Below are 16025 nucleotides of genomic sequence, written 5' to 3' on the forward strand. Positions count from 1 at the left end.
TACAAACTCACGCTGGCATGAATACTCGCTGGTGGAAAATAACCTCGATGGCAACCAAACAGAGAAGCCCCGACGCGGCCGGGGCTTCTCTGTTGGCTTTCGTTGCTCGTCATGGCCTTGCGGTCACTGCCTGACGAAACACGTTACCCGCCCCATCCCAGGACTGAATTCACATGCTGACAGGCTCTCAGCCGAGCGCCAGCCAGACACCGACACCGAACATCAGGGAACCGGCGATCCGGTTCATCAGGGTCACGTTGCCGCTCTTGGCGAGGAAGTGGCGCAGGGTACGGCCACCGCCTGCGTAGAGCAGCAGACAGGAGAACTCGATCACCAGGATCAGGGCCACCAGGGCGCTGATCTGGGGCGTCATCGGCTTGGCTGCGTTGATGAAAGGAGGCAGCAGGGAGACCATGAAGGCCCACCCCTTGGGGTTGGCGATGGCAGTGACAAAACCCTGCATGGCCAGACCAAGGGGGCGTGTCTCCTGTCCGGCCGACAGATCCGCCGGTATGGCCATCTTGCCTTTGGCCTGCCACATCTGGATACCGAGCCAGATGAGATAGGCGCCACCCACGTATTTGAAGGCAGAGAAGAGCGCCGGATAGTTGAGCATGACGGCCGCCACCCCGATCACCGACAGCACAGAGACCAGCGCGACCCCGACCAGTTCACCCCACATCATGTGGAGGGTACGGCGCACCCCCAGACTCATGCCGAGGGTCATCGCCAGCGTCATGCACATGCCGGGGGTAACAGAGACAAAAAAGAACGTAGGCACAAACAGCGCCAGAATCGCGGGATCAATCCAGTCGGACACACTACACCTCCATGGTAACAAGCTTGAGATCTTGCCTATCACACTCTTTTAACACAAGAAAAAACCTTTTCGTTCAGCATGATTTCAGCAATAAAAACCCTGTGACAATAGTTGTCGCGCCTGTGTAATATGCCGCCTCACTCCTCTTTTGGGTTAGGACCTGCCATGTCGTTGAGTAACCTGTCCATCCGTCTTCAAGTGCTTGTTCCACTCCTGCTCGCCAGCCTCTTGATGGTCCTGATGGCCGGGATCAGCAAGCAGGAGATAGACAGCGCCATTGCGGACATGAACCAGACCACCACCAGCGTGACGCGCCACAAGGACGACATCGCAGCCCTGATCCACGCCACCTACCGGATGCGCACCAACGCCATCTATGGCCTGTACGATCCGGCGCGCTTCGCCCAATTGCCAAACGATCTCAATGCGGCGGAACAGGAAATAGGGACCATCTTGTCCCGACTGGTGATCTCAGGTGCCGAGCAGGACAACAGCCAGGTGGCCGCCGCCCTGCAGGCTTATCTCGGCCACACCCGCAACAACATGCTGCCGCTGCTGGCCCAGAAACATCAGGGAGGTGGCGATGCCGCCACCTACGAGCAGTCACGGCTGCGTTTTCGTGAGCTGGGGGAGCAATTGATCAAGCAGATCGACACCATGTCAGCGCGCATCAACCAGCTGATCCAGACCGAAATTGCCGAGGAAGAGGCGCACTACAACGCCACCTTGTTGCGAACCCTGCTGATGATGAGTGCCACCCTGATAGCGGCGCTGCTCGGTGGCTGGTGGTTGTCCGGCCAGATAGTCCGCCCCATAGGCCAGTTGCAGGAGGTGATGCGCGCCGTCGCCCAGGGGCGCTTCAACGTGCGGGCCAACGCCGATGGCAGCAATGAACTGAGCCAGCTGGCCAAAGATATCAACCAGACACTGACCCAGCTTGGCAGCACAATCCATACCCTGACCGGTATCAGCGGCAACGTGGCCTCTGCCGCCACCGAGCTCGCCGCCGTCATGACCCAGTCCGAGACCAATGCCCAGCAGCAGCGCAGCGAGACAGAACAGGTGGCCTCCGCCGTGACCGAGCTGGCCAGCACGGCCGACAACGTCAACCACAACGCCGCCCTGGCAGATGGGCTGGCGCGGGATGCCAATAGCCGGGTCGAACAGGGGCTGGCTCTGTTCGCGGAGAGTATCGCTGCCAACAGCCGCATGGCGGGCAGCCTGGAAAGCGCCGCCGCCGTGGTGGCGCGCCTCAAGTCCCAGTCCGAGCAGATCGGCAAGGTGATCGAAGTGATCCAGAGCATCTCGGAGCAGACCAACCTGCTGGCCCTGAATGCCGCCATCGAGGCTGCTCGCGCCGGCGAAACCGGTCGCGGCTTCGCGGTCGTGGCCGACGAGGTACGCCTGCTGGCGGCCCGCACGCAGGACTCCACCAAGGAGATCCAGACCATCATAGAGCAGTTGCAGAGCCAGTCCCAATCCGCCAACAACGGCATGCAGGAGACCCTCACCATCCTTGAGCACAACCAGCAGCTCTCCGGCGAGGTGCAGGCGCTGCTCGGTGGCATCACGGAGGCGGTCAACCAGATCAATGGGGCCAATGCCCAGGTGGCCACCGCCGCCGAAGAGCAGTCGTGCGTCACCGCCGACATAAACCGCAACATCACCAATATTTACGAAATAGTGAACCAGAGTGTGGCCGGCATCAGCCAGAGTGCCGCCGCCAGTCACGAACTGTCACAGCTCGCCGAGCAGCAGCGCAAACAGCTGGCCCAGTTCCAGTTGTGACGTCCGCTTGCGCGATCGACACAAAGGCCCCGCTTGCGGGGCCTTTGTGTTAATGAATGGACACATTTGTTATTGTTTTAAACGGCTTTTTTATAATGTGGCTTCATTGGGGGCTGGGCTGTCGCACCAAATGTGAGTATGGTAGAGGCACGTCACTTCCCCTCACATGAGATCACCATGAAGCTGCATTTCAAGAAACCGGCCTTCATCGGCCTGGGCCTCATCGCCCTCGTCTCCGCCATCTGGCTCGACTACTACCTGCCGGAGCACACCATAGCCACCATCACAGGGGTGGAAGTGAAGCGCACCGACAAGGATGGCCCCATCAGCCAGAAAAACCCGGCAGACGGTCCCACCACGGATGTCTACTACATCTATACCGAACGCCCGGGCGAACAGATCCGGGTATTTCGCAATGAAGATACCGGCTGGGGCTGGCCTTTCTACTTCAAGTTCAACGCGGCCGATGTGCAGGCAAAAGCCAAGTCCATGGAGTTCGAGAAGCGTCTGGCCATCATTACCTCCTACGGCTGGCGCGTGAACATGTTCACCATGTTCCCCAACGTCACCAAGATAGAGAGTACGGGTCCTGAGGCCTCCACCTGGAGCTTCTTCCGCTGGTTCTGGTTCGGTATCTGGGCACTGGTGATGGGCAAAGCCGCCATCGCGACCTGGCGCTACTTCGACCGGCTCGAGGACGAGATATGACAGAGCCGAGCAAGACTCGCACCAGTTTCTACCGACGGCTTTATGTTGCCTGGCTGATAAGCAGCGGCACGGACACAATCCCGGCCATCATGGCGGCCACCGGCATGCCGCGGCGCACCGCACAGGATACGCTGGCGGCACTAGCTGATCTCGATATCAGCTGCGGCTTCGAACAGACGGAAGGGGCGCGCCACCTGCAGGGGCACTATCGCATCAGCGACTGGGGTCCCATCAATCCGGCCTGGATCAAGGCCCAGTTGCCTGCCATCAAGCAAACGCTGGGTTATCCATAACGACTGACGGGGCACTATCGCACCGGTGACGGGGGATCTATCCAATCCAGCCTGGATCAAGGCCCAGCTGCCTGCCATCAAGCAAACGCTGGGTTATCCATAACGACTAACGGGGCACTATCGCACCGGTGACGATCAACAGAGGCCAGCCGCAAGGCTGGCCTCTTTTTATATTGCCCGGGCAGACACAGGTCTCGGCTCGCGGAAACGACTTACTCCGGGAAGGGCTCTTCCGGCAGCGGTTCCTGGGTCTCAGCCTGGGTGCAGTCGATGATGGAACGCTTGGGGTTGTTGGGGTCGCGCAGCAGCAAGGGGGCCAATCCCTCATTGTGCTTCTGCTCGTCGGCAAACTCGCTGCCATAGGCATTGTGGGTCAGCCTGCGCGCATTGGCGATGGGGGTGTCCACAAACAGGGCGTGCACTTCGAAAGTGGACGAGGGGATGAGAAAGCCACTGATGGGCAGACCATGCAACTCTTCATGGGTCTTGTACCAGGCAAACCCGTCCGTCACCTTGTAGGGGGTGAAGTTTTTAAGCTGAGGGTGGGCCGGCTCACCGGTCTCGCTGTCGAGGTAGAGATGGTCGAGATCGCAGGTCGCCAACCCCTGCCACATGGATTCGAACGGCGTGGAGCAGGCCGTCAATTGCAACCCGGCAAGCAGTGCCAGCGACGCTTTGTACATTTCCCGTCCCTTCTCTCAATAGTGCAATGGCCGTCAGCCAAAAAACCGCAGTCGCTCGACCAGCAAGTCGATGAAGCCCGCACGATCCAGTCCCAGCAGCACCAGCGCATTGGCCGGTTTGTCAGTCAGGCCATAGCGATCCACCACCGTCATCCCTGTGGTATGCAACCCCCGGGTCTCGATATCAACCCGGCACTCGACCCCGTGGAACAGCTCGGGGGCCAGCAACCAGGCAATGGTACAGGGGTCGTGCAGCGGCGCACCAGCAAATCCCCACTTGGGATCCCTGTGGTAGATCATGAAGAAGTCGAGCAAGCCAGCCACGCACTGGGCCACCGGATTGGTGATGGTGCGTACCCGCGCTATGTCCTCGTCCATCACCTGCGCCTCATGGGTCACATCGAGTCCGCACATTGTGATGGGAATACCTGACTTGAAGACCATATCGGCTGCTTCAGGGTCCACATAAATGTTGAATTCCGCCGCCGGGGTCCAGTTGCCCGCCCCTGCTGCGCCCCCCATCAGTACGATACGGGCGATGTTGGGCTTGAGTTCGGGGTGCGCCGTCAGCAGCAGGGCGATATTGGTGAGCGGGCCGGTCGGCACCAGGGTGACCGGCTCCGGACTCTCGCGCAGCGATTTGGCCATCAATTCGAGGCCCGTCATGGCTTGGGGTGCAAAGGCGGGATCCGGCAATGTGGGGCCATCGAGGCCAGACTCGCCGTGGACGTTGTCGGCTATGATAAGCTCGCGGGCCAGTGGTTTGGGCGCCCCTGCCGCCACCGGGATGTCGTCATGCCCCAGCAGGGTCAGGATGCGCAAGGCATTTTTGAGGGTCTTGTCCGGCGTCTGGTTGCCCGCACTGGTGGTGACCGCCAGCACCTTGAGTTCGGGACTGGCCAGCGCCAGTATGAGGGCGATGGCATCATCGTGGCCGGGATCACAATCGAGAATAACGGGCAACGCCATGGACAGACTCCTTGCAACATGACAGGGAGTCATACCTTAACAACCCGTGACGAGATTAACTCGGGAGGGAGTCACAAAACGGACTCTGCCCATCTTATCAAGCAGTTGCTCTCAAACTCGCCGTAATGGCCGTCGGCGGTTCACCCTCGATTCGCCCCGCACAGCCGGTTCGAGTATGATCGCCCCCCGTTTCCAGCCCGTGTGCCCTATGTCCGTCATCGTCGATACCTTCATCGCCCCGCCCTGCGAGGCTGCCATTGAGATCCTGTTTGAAGATGAGCACCTGTTGCTGATCAACAAGCCGAGCGGCCTGCTCAGCCTCTCTGGCAAAAATCCGCAGAATCTCGACTCTGTCCATTACCGGCTGGTGCAGGATTATCCCGGCTGCACCCTGGTGCACCGTCTCGACTTTGGCACTTCCGGCATCATGGTGGTGGCCAGAAACAAGGCCATCAACGCCCTGCTCTGCCAGCAATTCAGCCAGCGGGCGGTAAGCAAGGCCTACAGCGCCCTGCTGTGCGATCATCTGACCGACGATAAGGGGGTGATCGATGCCCCCATCGCCAAGGATCCGGCGCTGTTTCCCCTGATGAAGATCTGCGCCGCCAGCGGCAAACCCGCTCGCTCCCGCTATGAGGTGGAAGATCGCCTCTGTCGTGAAAGTGAACATGGGGAAACCCAGCGACTGACTCGGGTCAGACTGGTACCGGAGACCGGCCGTACTCATCAACTGCGCATCCACTGCCAGCTGCTGGGTCACCCCATCCTCGGCTGCGATCTCTACGGCGGTCTGCTGCCATCCGGCTGCGAACAGGCGCCGCGGCTGATGCTGCACGCCAGCGAGCTGGATTTTATTCATCCGGTGAGCGGGGAGCCAATGCAGATCCGCTGCGCGCCCCCTTTTTAGGGGCAATCAGTAGAGGCCGTCAGTAGATGGCAATAAACGCGAGTGTGGCGGGATCAGTGAAAGGCGTGACGGGAGAGGAAAGGTGCAAACGGCAGATAAAAGATAGGGGCCGTGCTTTCGCAACGGCCCCCACCCCCCACTCGGTGTGGCTATCAGATCAGCTTGCGGGCGGCGCCCAGAACGATCTTGATGGCATCAGATTCAGTTCTCGCCATGGTTTCGGCGTTCGGGATTTCCTGCTGGGTACGGTTGACGATAACACCGGCTACCATACCGGCACGCAGGCCCTGGCTGGTGCACATGGTCAGCAGGGTGGCAGATTCCATCTCATAGTTCAGCACGCCCATGGCTTGCCACTCTTTCATGGAACCCTGGAAACGGCTCACTACGCGGCCGGATACGGTGTCGTAACGCTCCTGACCCGGGTAGAAGGTATCGGAAGAAGCAGTCACACCGATGTGCAGCTTGGAGCCCATCTCTTTGGCAGTGTTGACCAGTGCCGTGGTGCAGTCGAAGTCGGCAACAGCCGGGAACTCCATGGGTGCAAAGTGCAGGCTGGCACCGTCAAGGCGCACGGAACCGGTAGTCACGATCACGTCGCCCACGTTCAGGTGCGGCTGGATGGCGCCTGTGGTGCCGATACGCAGGAAGGTATTGATACCCAGCTGGGCCAGCTCTTCTACTGCGATGGAGGTGGACGGGCCACCGATACCGGTAGAGCAGATGATCACGGCCTTGCCGTCCATCTCGCCACGCCAGGTAGTGAACTCACGATGGCTGGCCAGGTGCACCGGGTTATCCAACAGCTCTGCGATGCGCTTGACGCGCTCGGGGTCACCGGGGACGATCGCCAGGGTGGCGCCTTGCAGATCAGCTTTCTTCAAACCCAAGTGAAAAACATCAGACATAGTGGACTCCTGGTTGCTCCCGGCCGACATGGTCAGGGCGCAAGTTAAGATGATTCTTGATGGTACTTTCAAACCTTCACTCCCCTCTCTGGGGAGGCGCCAACTATGGTCGAAAGCGCTTTCCAATTCCTTGAAGCACCTCACACTTCCACGCATTGAAAGTGACAAATTCAGCGCAAAACGTTTGCTAACTTGATGAATTTCTTGAAAAACGTTTTTCTGCCAAGAAAGGGGCAATCGGCCTTGTCAATCCCTGTCTCGCCCCGGTTTATCGGTACGTGATCGAGTCCATAAAGTTGCAAACAGGATACCATTGACCCCTTCTCATCCCCACTGACGATGCTATTTTGACGTCCGCATACCACTTAATGGCTAATCATACGGAGTCCATCATGGCGACATTCAAGTTCTATATTCCCGCAATCAACCTGATGGGAGCGGGCTGTCTGCAAGAGGCGGCAGCCGATATCAAGGGTTATGGCTATCGCAAGGCGCTCATCGTCACCGACAAGATCCTCAACCAGATAGGTGTGGTCGCCAAGCTCACCACCCTCTTGGCGGAACATGGCATTGAAAGCCTGGTTTTCGATGAAACCAAGCCTAACCCCACCATGACCAACGTCGAATCGGGTCTAAGGATGATCAAAGCCAACGGCTGCGACTGCGTCATCTCGCTGGGGGGCGGCTCGCCCCATGACTGCGCCAAGGGCATCGCCCTGGTGGCCGCCAACGGTGGCAGCATCCAGGACTACGAAGGGGTGGATCGCTCCGCCAAACCGCAACTGCCGCTCATCGCCATCAACACCACAGCAGGCACGGCCTCCGAGATGACCCGCTTTTGCATCATCACGGACGAGGCTCGCCAGGTGAAAATGGCCATCATCGACAAGCACGTCACCCCGCTGATGTCGGTCAACGATCCCGAGCTGATGCTGGCCAAACCGGCCGGCCTCACCGCCGCCACCGGCATGGATGCGCTGACCCACGCCATCGAGGCCTATGTCTCCACCATCGCCACCCCTGTGACCGATGCCAGCGCCATCATGGCGATCCAGCTCATCGCCAAACACCTGCGCACCGCGGTCCATCAGGGTGATGACCTGCACGCCCGCGAGCAGATGGCCTATGCCCAGTTCCTGGCCGGCATGGCGTTCAACAACGCAAGCCTGGGTTATGTGCACGCCATGGCCCACCAGCTGGGGGGCTTTTATGACCTGCCCCACGGGGTCTGCAACGCCGTGCTGCTACCCCACGTTCAGGCATACAACGCCCAGGTAAGCGCCGCTCGCCTGAAAGATGTGGCCCGCTACATGGGCGTTGACGTAAGCACCATGAACGACGAACAGGGCGCAGCTGCCGCCATCGCTGCCATCAAGCAGCTGGCGCTGGATGTGAAGATTCCGGCCGGTCTGGAGCAGCTCGGCGTCAAGGCCGATGATTTCGACGTGCTGGCCAGCAACGCCCTGAAAGATGCCTGCGGCTTCACCAACCCGAAACAGGCGAGCCACGAAGAGATAGTCGCCATCTTCCGCGCCGCCATGTAAACCGCATTGCCAGCGGATAGGAAAAGGGGCCTGATCTGGCCCCTTTTTCACACTATTTCGTCAGCACCACATCGTTGATGGCGCTGGCCAATCGGGTCAGCACGGTGCGAATGTTGCCACTGGTCGCCTTGTAGGCCTGCGAACGGTCGCTGGCGCACTGCGCCACGAAGCGGGCATCTCCCTCGAATGCCACTGTGTAGACCTGGATCCCCTTGCGTTTCATCTCCCGGCACAGCAGCAGTTGCTTGCGATCACGCAGCGCCGCCTCGGGCCCCATGTGTTCGCCGTCCGAGAACAGCACCAGGATCTTGCGGTTATCCGCTTGTCCGTAAGGGCGCGGCAGTTCGGCTGCCCCCCGGCCCCAGCGCCCCTGCCACTGGGGTGACAGCAGGCGCCAGCCCCACATCACGCCCTCAGCCGTATTGGTGTTGAAGGCGGCGTAGAGGGTATCGAGCGCCTGGCGGTACTCGGCCCGGGTCGACAGATGCGCCTGAATGGGGCTCACCCCACAGTCGGCATCATCGAAGATGCCGAGCTTGTCACGCCGGTTCTCCAGGTAACGCTCCAGGGGGTTCTCCCTCGGGGCGAATGCCCGCAGGGGAGTGCCATCTTCATACTGCTTGATGGCTGGCGGCTTGGTGCTGTAGTGCAACCTGGGTTGCGTCTCGCCAACGGGAGCCTGCTCCAGCTTGCGGATCCAGCCCGGGGTGAGTTCCGCCAGCCGGTCTATGCCGTCCACATGCTCCGGCAGGCGGGCACAGAATGCCTTGCGCTGGCGCCCCGGTACGTCACGGGTCAGCAAATTGCTCCAGCCTCGCTCATGGGCCAGCGTCTGCAACCCGAAGGGAAATGCCAGGCTCTCTGGATGAAACAGTTCAGGATGATCCCCGATATTGACCAGTCCGGTGGCGGGGATGATGCTGACGACCCTGTCCTGATTGCGCCGCTCGCGGCCAAACAGCACCTCGCCAAACTCTGTCAGCCCCTGCTTGATCGCTTTCATCGGCGCCCCGGACATGGAATTGGACACATCCAGCACCAGGGCAATTTCAATACGGGTACGGGCACTGCTGGCACGGGCCGCCGCCGCCACCGGCATGTCACCCCCTTCGCCAATGGCCGAGAGATCCATCAGTGCGGGTACATGCCCCTGCAGAATAACCTGGGATCCCTGTTCGCTCTGGCTCAAGCTGGGGGGGGCCACCTGCAAGGGGCGGCCTGCCAGATTGGCCTGCACCAGAGCAACGGCATCCTCAGCGGCAGTGTCACTGTCGGCGGCAGAGTAAAGCACCGCATCGGCGGCGGCGCTGAGCAGGCTCTGGCCGCTGTAGCCACGTACCAGTTCGATGACAACGCCGGTCAGCGCTAGCACGCCTGTCAACATAAGGGCAAAGGCGGGAGAGAGCCCGCCCCCTTGGCGCAAGGGCAGTCCCATTCAATGGATCTCCTGAATAAAGTGGGTGACCAGGGTGCGGCCCGCCCAGAACCGGCTGAACATGCCGCCCTCCCCTTGCCCGAGGCGATAGCAGAGGGTCACCCGCATCAAGGTGCCCACCCGCAATTGCGGCCAGTTGCCCTGGCCGGCGCAGCCACTGCCCTGCAGCAGGGGAACCAGTTCGCCATTGGCGCTGTTGTACTGCTCTATGGTCAGTGCGGCCTGCCCCTCTTGCAGAGCGGACAACTGGCCCTGCACGAAGCGCTGATAGAAGGCCAGCTGCGACACGGCGGCGGCGTTTTGCCCCGTCCCCTGCTGGGTCACTATCTGGGTCACGTTGTAGGCCACATTGTGCAGGCGCTGCTCGAGGCGCAGCAGTTGCAGTGCCTCACTGCCAAAACTGAGCAGGGCCAGCAAGACGGGAATGAACATCATTGCCTCTATGCTGATGCTGCCCCCCATGGCGCCAGGGCCCGACCCCAGGAGCCGGTGGCGGCAGGAGCAGCGACTCATCCTGCCCCTCCGGCCGGTAGCCGGTCTGTGAGCAGCAAGAGGGTGCTCTGATAGCTGAGCTCGCGATCGTCAATCAGCCAGCTCGGGGTGAGCTGTAGACGGGGACGGACCCTGGCCGTCACCTCCAGCACGGGATCCGCAGGCAGGCGGATCTCGCTGGCAGGATCCGGGCTCCCCTCCTCCTGGCCCAGCATGGCCTCCAGCGACACATGGGGGGTGACGCTCACTGTCACGCCATCCAGCTCCCCTCGCCCCCGTTGTTGCAAGCGAAGGCGGATCCCGTCAGCCGACGGGATCCGCCCTGCCGCTGATTCGGCCTGCAGCTCACGGAGCACGGATCGCAAGCCATGCTCCAGGGTGCTGTATTGCAGATGCACCCGCAGCACATCCACCACCAGCAACAGCAGTGCCAGCAGCAGCGGCAATATGATCACCAGCTCTATGCTGGCCACACCGAGCTCGCGTCTCACGCCCCCGTCCCCCGCCCCAGTTGCGCCTTGAGCAGCCTGATGTCGTGCTCCAGCTGGCTGGCACTGAGAAAGCGCGACAGTATGAGGCGAGCCTGGGGTTCATTGCCCTCCGCCAGCAGCAGCAGAACATAATTCATCTCCACCCTGGGTGGCAGGCTCTGGTAGTGCAGCAGCGGCTCGAATGCCTGACGGGCCGCCACCTTGTTGCCCTCCATCAGCCAGCCCAACGCCAGGTTGGCACGATAATCCGGCTCGTCGGGGGCCGCCGCCACCGCCACTTCAAACTGCTGGCGTCCCTTGCCAAAGGCCCCCTGCTGCAAGCTGGCCACCCCCAGGCCATTGCTGAGTCGCGCGCGCTCGTCCCGGTTCAGTCCGGCCAGTGCCAATCCCTGTTGATAGGCCAGTGCAGCCTCGCCGCTCAGACCATCATCCAGCAGAAACTTGCCAAGATAGTGAGCGGCCTGAGCCCCCTGCTTGCCCCCCTTGTCCAGCAACTGCTGCAAGCCATCACGCGCCGCCTGCTTCTTGTCTTGCTGATAACGGGTACGGGCCAGCATCAGCTGCGCCTCCTCCAGGGTGGCATCGTCAGCCAGCAAGGCCTGATAGAGCCGCTCTGCCTTGTCATACTGGGCAGAATCGAACGCCGCCTTGGCCACCGCCATGCCATTGCTCTGGCTTTGCTGGCGGGTATTGCCGTGGTTGCTGCACGCTGCCAGCCCGAGCAGGGCCAGCAGCAACACACAATGAAGTCGTGATCGCATTTCAAATCCTGTGGCCTGCTCAGCGCAGGCTGTTGATCAACAAATTGAGGGTGGGAGCAATGATCAGCACCAGCATGGGCAGCATGATGAGCGCCATCTGGATGAGGGTGATCTTGCCCGGCAAGGAGCCTGCCTGCTCCTCCAGCGCCAGTCGCCGCATCTGGCGGGCCTCCTGACTGATGGTGCGCATTGTTTCGGCCAGCGGCGAACCGTACTGCTGGGCCATCTGCAAGGTGTTGGCGAGCCTGTCCAGCTCGGGCAAACCGGTGCGCCAGGCAAGCCGCGCCAGACAACTTGCCTGATCGCCGCGCATCTGGATCTCCGCATGGGTGCGCAGGAACTGGCGGGCCAGGCCCGGCTCCAGCGCTCCCAGATAGTGGCCCACCCGCAGCAGCGCCCGATCCAGCGCCAGCCCGGCCTCGACGCTGATCACCAGCAGGTCGATGGCATCGGGCACCACCTTCTGCTGCGCACTCTTCACCTTGCGGGCACGCCACTGCAGCCAGCGCTCGGGTACACCGGCCCCCACCACATAGGCCACCAGCACCCACATCAGGGTGAAACCGTCGGCGGGTGCCACCAGCAGACGCCACAGCAAGGCCGCCAGAGCCCCTCCCAGCCCACCCAATAACTTGGCCGCCCTGAGCCGGTCAAAGCCATGGCGGGAGAAGATCCCCGCCTGCGCCAGCAGTTGCTGCAAGCGGGCCTGCTCCCGGGCGCCGACCGGGTAACCGCGACCGCACCAGGCCAGCCAGTCCCGCGCCGCATCCCTGCGTTGACGGACAGGGCCATAGCGGTGGCTCTGGGCCTGCCACTGCTGCTGTTGCCGGTAACCGTGCCAGCCAACGACCGCCGCCGACGCGAGACAGGCCAGCGCCAATCCGAAAAGTTGCATGACAGTCATGGGCTACCCCTGCAGACGCGTGAGGCGACGGATAAGCCAGAGCCCGACCGCCACGCTGATGGAGACATATCCCAATACCCACTGGCCGCTGGCCGTGGTCATCAGGTAGGTGAAGTGCTCCCGCCCGGTCGTGAACAGCACCAGCAAGATGATGACGGGGAGCGCTGCCAGCACCTTGGCGGCATTGCGACTCTCGGCCGTGATGGTCTGGATGCTGGCCGCCAGGGTCTGGCGGGCACGCAGTGTCTCCACCAGTTGCGCCAGCACCTCCGAGAGGCGGCCGCCCGTTTCCTGTTGCAGGCTGAGCACTATGGTCAGAAACTGAAACTCGGCCACCGCGACCCGGCTCGCCGCCTGTTGCATCACCTGCGCCACCGGCTGACCTACTTGCAACTCGTCATGCATCTGACCAAACAACCGGGCCATCAGGCCGTGCTGCTGGCAGGCCACCAGCTTGAAGATATCCGCCAATGGCGCCCCGACCCGCAGCGCCCGTATCATGCCGTCAATCACCTCGGGCAACTGGGTACGAAACCGCTCCAGCGCCCGCTGTTGCAGTTGCTGATAGACCACCAGCCCGAGGGAAAGAGCCCCGCCCACCGCCAGCAGCAGTGCCAGCCAGAACGGCATGCCATTGGCCACCAGCAAGACGCAGGCAAGGGCCGCCCCCGCCGGGCCCTGCCAGGTCCAGCGGGTCAGCTGCTCTTGGCCCACCATGGTCACCATCTGCTGATACCAGTGGGGCAGAGGCCGTGTCCCCTTGTGTTGCGCGGGCTGGCCATAGCGTTGGCACTGCTGCTGCCAGGATTCGCGTCGGCTCTGCCATTGCCAGAGCAGCAGGCAGGCCAGTCCCCAGCCCAGACACACCAGAATGAGCGTGCTCATGACACCGGCTCCCCGGCACCCGCCATGCACTCATGGAGTTCGGTCAGCAAACCCGCCTGACGGGCTTTCTCCTCGACTCCGGCCGAGAGGGGATGGGCAATGAAGCGCCCCTGCAGCTTGCCGTGCAGCTCGGATTCCAGCACGAAGCGAAACAGCGGCTGCATCCTGATCTGGCTCCCTTCCAGCGAGGTGACTTCACTGATGGCGGTGATCCGGCGCTGACCGTCACGCATCCGCTCCAGTTGCACCACCAGATCCACGGCGCTGGCGATCTGGGCCTGGATGATCTGCTCTGAGAGCCGCTCAGCCCCCATTTGCAACATGTTGGTCAGCCGCAACAGAGCATCTTCCGGGGTGTTGGCATGCAGGGTGCAGAGGGAGCCATCATGGCCTGTGTTCATCGCCTGCAACATGTCGAACGCCTCGGCGCCGCGCACCTCCCCCAGAATGATGCGATCCGGCCGCATCCGCAGGGCGTTGCGTACCAGGGCGCGTACGCTCACCTCTCCCTTGCCCTCTGCACTCTCGTTGCGGGTCTCCAGCGGCACCCAGTGGGGCTGATCGAGGGAAAGCTCCGCGGCATCCTCTATGGTGATGATCCGCTCATCGTCGTTGATGTGCTTGCTCAGGGCGTTGAGCAAGGTGGTCTTGCCCGAGCCCGTTCCCCCCGAGATGAGCACGTTGAAGCGGCTGCGCGCCGCCAGCCCCAAAAAGCGGGCCATGGCATCGGACAGGGCCCCCTTCTCCACCAGATGGGCCAAGGTCAGGCGGCTACTCGGGAATTTGCGGATGGAGATGGTGGTGCCACACAGGGCGATGGGCGGCGCAATGACGTTGACTCGGCTGCCATCGGCCAGTCGGGCATCCACCATGGGGGTGGATTCATCCACCCGCCGCCCCACCGCATTGACGATCCGCTGCGCCACGTTGAACACATGCTGGCGGTCGCGAAAGCGCACCCCGGAGAGGGTCAACTTGCCGTGTCGCTCCACATAGACCTTGTCCGGGCCATTGACCAGAATGTCCGAGACTTCGGGGTCATCGAGCAGGGGTTGCAGCGGCCCCACGCCCACCATCTCGTCCACCAGCTGACGGGCAAGCAGGGTCAGCTCCTGACGGTTATAGGGCAACATGCGGCGGGTCGAGAGCTGCGCGAGGGCACGGGTGACGCGCTCGAGCAGCGCATCACGCGGCAAGGTAGCGGCCACCGAGGGTTCCACCAGCTCGTAGAAGGCCTCCCGCGCGGCATCAGACAGGGTGAGCAGTGCCCCTGGCACCGACGGCAGTCGGCTGTTGGCTTGTCCGAACATCAGCGTCGCCCTCGCCCTGTGACCTGAGCCCCCACCAGCTCACCCGCCAGCAAGGTCAGGGCGCGAGCCAGTTTGCTCTTTTGCTGGATGAGCGGCTGCCCGGCACGCTCGGCGCGCACAAAGGCGCCGTGATCATAGGGCAGCACGGCGGCGTGGGGCCGACCACAGACGCGCTCCAGCTCCTGCGCCGGCACCCGCCCCTCTTTGCCACGGCAGTGGTTGCCCACCAGCAGGCGGCGTTGGGCCTGCCCGCCTTGCGGGCATTGCCCCAGCAGCCGCAGAGCCCCCAGACTGAAATCGTGCAGCCAGAGCACTACGTCCGCCTCTTGCAGCAAGGCACGCAGCCCATGGGTGCGCAGATCCGGCACATCGATAATGAGGGTGCTGTAGTGCTCCGCCATAACATTGACCGCCGCCACCAGTTGCTCGGCACCGAGCACCAGCTCCTGCCCCTCGTCATAAAAGAGGAAGAGCCTTGGCCCAAGCTGATGGGCGGTGTGGGCCAGCAGGGTGCCATCGAGCCGATCGGTAGCCTGCCACCACTGTTCACCGGGCGGGGCATAGTCGCTGCCCAGCAAAATAGGGTGACGGCTGTGATGAAGGTTGAGATCCAGCAACGCAACCTGACGGTGATGCTGATCGGCCAGCGCCATGGCCAGATTGGCAGCCACTGTGCTGGTGCCCACGCCACCGGCGGCGCCGACCACGCAGATCACCCGCCCCTTGCGCAATGAGGTCACCAGCGGCACCCCCAGCAGACGCAGCAGGCCGGTACGCAGGGCATCGGGATCCAGCGGCGCCGGATAGTAATCATCCACTCCCACCGAAATAAGCCAGCGGAACAGGGTCACGTCCCCCCTCTCCCCCAGCAGGACCAGCCGCATCTGGGGCGGGCAGCACTCGGCAAGGGCGGCCAGATCGGCCGCCAGCGTCTGTGGATTTTCCACCTCCACCAGCAGGATATCGGGGGCCCCTTGCGCCAGGCAGTAGGCCCTGGCCTCGGCCAGGGAGCCCGGGATCTGTCGGGCTTCGACCTCGGCCAGCTGGGCCAGCACCAGGCCGACCCCGGCATGCAGGGCCGGCTGGCGGGTGACAGCCACCAGATGTTTGGCTTGTTCACTCATGCA

General features: G+C 62.3%; 17 protein-coding genes. 5 read left to right on the forward strand and 12 right to left on the reverse strand.

Features of this window, described 5'->3' with window-relative positions; genetic code table 11:
* Positions 1 to 187: 187 nt before the first annotated feature.
* Positions 188 to 820: a LysE family translocator gene (locus ONZ54_RS15425; RefSeq protein WP_021137956.1), complete on the reverse strand. Its 633-nt coding sequence runs from the start codon at positions 818 to 820 to the stop codon at positions 188 to 190.
* 165 nt (positions 821 to 985) lie between these two features.
* On the opposite strand from ONZ54_RS15425, the gene ONZ54_RS15430 reads away from it, so the two are divergent.
* From ONZ54_RS15430 to ONZ54_RS15440, 3 genes are all read left to right on the forward strand, one after another.
* Positions 986 to 2608: a methyl-accepting chemotaxis protein gene (locus tag ONZ54_RS15430; protein ID WP_125596528.1), complete on the forward strand. Its 1623-nt coding sequence runs from the start codon at positions 986 to 988 to the stop codon at positions 2606 to 2608.
* Positions 2609 to 2785: 177 nt separating this feature from the next.
* Positions 2786 to 3316 carry a DUF1523 family protein gene (locus ONZ54_RS15435; RefSeq protein ID WP_005312938.1) on the forward strand — a complete coding sequence of 177 codons (531 nt, stop codon included), beginning with the start codon at positions 2786 to 2788 and terminating at the stop codon, positions 3314 to 3316.
* Positions 3313 to 3609, forward strand: coding sequence for a winged helix-turn-helix domain-containing protein (locus ONZ54_RS15440; RefSeq protein WP_005312935.1), 297 nt, complete (start codon positions 3313 to 3315; stop codon positions 3607 to 3609). The genes ONZ54_RS15435 and ONZ54_RS15440 overlap by 4 nt, the downstream gene beginning before the upstream one ends.
* A 212-nt stretch (positions 3610 to 3821) precedes the next feature.
* Here ONZ54_RS15440 and ONZ54_RS15445 read toward each other — a convergent pair whose 3' ends face one another.
* Together ONZ54_RS15445 and rihA are read right to left on the reverse strand one after the other, a co-directional pair.
* Positions 3822 to 4292, reverse strand: a complete 471-nt coding sequence (locus ONZ54_RS15445) for a hypothetical protein (protein ID WP_087756069.1) — start codon at positions 4290 to 4292, stop codon at positions 3822 to 3824.
* Between the two features lie 33 nt (positions 4293 to 4325).
* Positions 4326 to 5261 (reverse strand): pyrimidine-specific ribonucleoside hydrolase RihA, encoded by a 936-nt coding sequence (rihA, locus tag ONZ54_RS15450; protein WP_271786587.1) that lies wholly within the window; start codon positions 5259 to 5261, stop codon positions 4326 to 4328.
* A 175-nt stretch (positions 5262 to 5436) separates the two neighbouring features.
* Here rihA and ONZ54_RS15455 point away from each other — a divergent pair, with 175 nt between their 5' ends.
* A complete protein-coding gene (locus ONZ54_RS15455) occupies positions 5437 to 6168 on the forward strand; it encodes an RluA family pseudouridine synthase (protein ID WP_271786588.1) in 732 nt (243 codons plus the stop codon).
* A gap of 152 nt (positions 6169 to 6320) precedes the next feature.
* Here ONZ54_RS15455 and udp read toward each other — a convergent pair whose 3' ends face one another.
* Positions 6321 to 7076, reverse strand: a complete 756-nt coding sequence (gene udp / locus ONZ54_RS15460; RefSeq protein ID WP_005312923.1) for a uridine phosphorylase — start codon at positions 7074 to 7076, stop codon at positions 6321 to 6323.
* 392 nt (positions 7077 to 7468) lie between these two features.
* On the opposite strand from udp, the gene yiaY reads away from it, so the two are divergent.
* Positions 7469 to 8620 (forward strand): L-threonine dehydrogenase, encoded by a 1152-nt coding sequence (gene yiaY / locus ONZ54_RS15465; protein ID WP_265455032.1) that lies wholly within the window; start codon positions 7469 to 7471, stop codon positions 8618 to 8620.
* 52 nt (positions 8621 to 8672) lie between these two features.
* Here yiaY and ONZ54_RS15470 read toward each other — a convergent pair whose 3' ends face one another.
* The 8 genes from ONZ54_RS15470 to ONZ54_RS15505 are packed head-to-tail and all read right to left on the reverse strand — an operon-like array spanning position 8673 to position 16022.
* Complete coding sequence (locus ONZ54_RS15470) at positions 8673 to 10055, reverse strand: vWA domain-containing protein (RefSeq protein WP_271786589.1); 1383 nt, start codon at positions 10053 to 10055, stop codon at positions 8673 to 8675.
* Entirely contained in the window at positions 10056 to 10568 is a 513-nt protein-coding gene (locus ONZ54_RS15475) for a pilus assembly protein FlpK (RefSeq protein ID WP_271786590.1), read from the reverse strand.
* Positions 10565 to 11038, reverse strand: coding sequence for a TadE/TadG family type IV pilus assembly protein (locus ONZ54_RS15480; RefSeq protein WP_159165927.1), 474 nt, complete (start codon positions 11036 to 11038; stop codon positions 10565 to 10567). The genes ONZ54_RS15475 and ONZ54_RS15480 overlap by 4 nt, the downstream gene beginning before the upstream one ends.
* On the reverse strand, positions 11035 to 11799 hold the full coding sequence (flpI, locus tag ONZ54_RS15485; RefSeq protein ID WP_271786591.1) for a Flp fimbrial biogenesis protein FlpI: 765 nt from the start codon (positions 11797 to 11799) through the stop codon (positions 11035 to 11037). The genes ONZ54_RS15480 and flpI overlap by 4 nt, the downstream gene beginning before the upstream one ends.
* A gap of 19 nt (positions 11800 to 11818) precedes the next feature.
* On the reverse strand, positions 11819 to 12703 hold the full coding sequence (gene flpH / locus ONZ54_RS15490; RefSeq protein WP_271786592.1) for a Flp fimbrial biogenesis protein FlpH: 885 nt from the start codon (positions 12701 to 12703) through the stop codon (positions 11819 to 11821).
* Positions 12704 to 12706: 3 nt separating this feature from the next.
* Positions 12707 to 13588: a type II secretion system F family protein gene (locus tag ONZ54_RS15495; RefSeq protein WP_271786593.1), complete on the reverse strand. Its 882-nt coding sequence runs from the start codon at positions 13586 to 13588 to the stop codon at positions 12707 to 12709.
* The gene (locus tag ONZ54_RS15500) at positions 13585 to 14898 is read right to left on the reverse strand and encodes a CpaF family protein (RefSeq protein WP_271786594.1); all 1314 of its coding nucleotides are present in this window, start codon (positions 14896 to 14898) and stop codon (positions 13585 to 13587) included. The genes ONZ54_RS15495 and ONZ54_RS15500 overlap by 4 nt, the downstream gene beginning before the upstream one ends.
* Entirely contained in the window at positions 14898 to 16022 is a 1125-nt protein-coding gene (locus tag ONZ54_RS15505; RefSeq protein WP_271786595.1) for an AAA family ATPase, read from the reverse strand. The genes ONZ54_RS15500 and ONZ54_RS15505 overlap by 1 nt, the downstream gene beginning before the upstream one ends.
* Between the last annotated feature and the right edge of the window lie 3 nt (positions 16023 to 16025).

Source organism: Aeromonas salmonicida, assembly GCF_028355655.1.
Classification (GTDB): domain Bacteria; phylum Pseudomonadota; class Gammaproteobacteria; order Enterobacterales; family Aeromonadaceae; genus Aeromonas; species Aeromonas salmonicida.